Origin of the sequence: Bacillus sp. JJ1521, assembly GCF_036965165.1 — a bacterium.
Taxonomy (GTDB): Bacteria; Bacillota; Bacilli; order Bacillales; family Bacillaceae_L; genus Ferdinandcohnia.
The window spans coordinates 1-1,576 of the sequence record NZ_JBALOX010000264.1; the positions used below are offsets into that span (position 1 = coordinate 1).

Genomic DNA, 1,576 nt, shown 5'->3' on the forward strand with positions numbered 1-1,576 from the left:
CATTTTCTACTACCTGCGGAATAAGAGAAAAAGTTCCTATATTTGCTCCTAGTGGGTGCTCTTTTATATCAAATGTACTTCGATGACCACCAGCATCACTGCCTTGAGCAACAATGACATCAACACCTGCTTTTTCCGCAATCATGGCTTCCTTAACAGTAGTAACCATCGAGATTACCTTAATGTTTCGTTGTTTTGCAGCTGCCATTTTATCTTCCGGCAAAATTCCAAAAGCTGTGCTTATGATAGGCACTTCTTCTTCTATTAAAACTTGAAATCTTTCGTCGAACAGATCATGCGTATGGAACTGTATCTGTTCATCTTTAATCCCTAGATTTTTTCCAATGCCAACTAACACATTTTTTACCTCGTGTTCGTGTTTCATTTCTTTAGGATTGATGATATCTTCTGCACAAAACAAGTTGACTGCAAAAGGACGATCTGTTTGTTGCTTAATGTCCCTAATTGCTTTCCTGATGTCGTTTGGCATCATGTACCCGGCACCAAGGCTTCCCAATCCTCCGGCATTACATACATTCACGATTAGTTCTACTGTCGTTGAACCTCCAGCCATGCCAGCTTGGATAATAGGATATTTAATATGTAGTGCATCGCATAAAGGTGTATGTAAAGTGATCATCTTTCTTCCCCTTTTCTATCTTTGTTTTCTATAAAAATCTAGAGAAATGATAATGTTCAGAATTGCAAGTCTGCATTAATAATAGTACCAAAAAAAATAGGATTCTACATAATCATTTCAATAAAGATATATATTCATCTACATCATCAAATTCTGTACTTATATAGATTGGGACCTCATCGATGTTTTTCATGTTAATTGGTTTGCCATCATTGATTTTTTTTACGATCAAACCAAAAGAGTTATCATTGTTTAATGTAATTTCAAATTCTTGCAGATCACCATTAATTTTATATAGACCATTTTCTAATTTTTCAAATGTACCTTTATCTACTTCCCTGTTATCGATGTATTCAATTAAACTATTATCTGCTGGCTGAAATGTCATCTGCACAATATATCCCTCCACTGGGTCACTTTGATAGCTACCTTTTAAAGTATGGGTTTTGTTAGATGAGCATCCAATTAATAGTAACACAAGTACAATTATTAAAAATAACACACCAACATTTTTATTCATAAAAAATTCCCCCATTCATCACAGAAAGAAAGGCAAACGGACTAGTCCATTTGCCTTACCACTCTTTTATAAAAGCAAGAAACCAATAGAAATTGGAATAAAGCTATAAAGCAGAATCATGACACAGAATCCCATGATATCTCGAATATGCAAACCTGCAATAGCTAAGGCAGGCAAGGCCCAGAATGGTTGGATCATGTTGGTCCAGGCATCTCCCCACGCAACACCCATTGCCGTTTTCGCGATATCTGCATCGATGGCCGCTGCGGCTTCAATCATAATCGGTCCTTGAACTGCCCACTGTCCACCGCCGGAAGGTACAAATACGTTAATTAGACCGCCACTGACAAACGAAAAGAATGGCAACGTGTGCGCATTTGAAAATGAAAGGAACCACAAAGCAATTTGCTCTGACA

Annotated in this window: 3 protein-coding genes; all 3 read right to left on the bottom strand. The window is 37.2% G+C overall.

Annotated elements, in window-relative coordinates:
• Positions 1-640 (bottom strand): nitronate monooxygenase (locus tag V7147_RS24320; protein WP_335370373.1); only part of this gene is annotated, 640 nt, incomplete at its 3' end.
• A gap of 112 nt (positions 641-752) precedes the next feature.
• Complete coding sequence (locus V7147_RS24325; RefSeq protein WP_335370374.1) at positions 753-1,034, bottom strand: hypothetical protein; 282 nt, start codon at positions 1,032-1,034, stop codon at positions 753-755.
• Positions 1,035-1,226: 192 nt separating this feature from the next.
• Positions 1,227-1,576, bottom strand: a 350-nt coding sequence (locus tag V7147_RS24330; protein ID WP_335370375.1) for a TIGR00366 family protein, incomplete at its 5' end; no start/stop codon positions are given.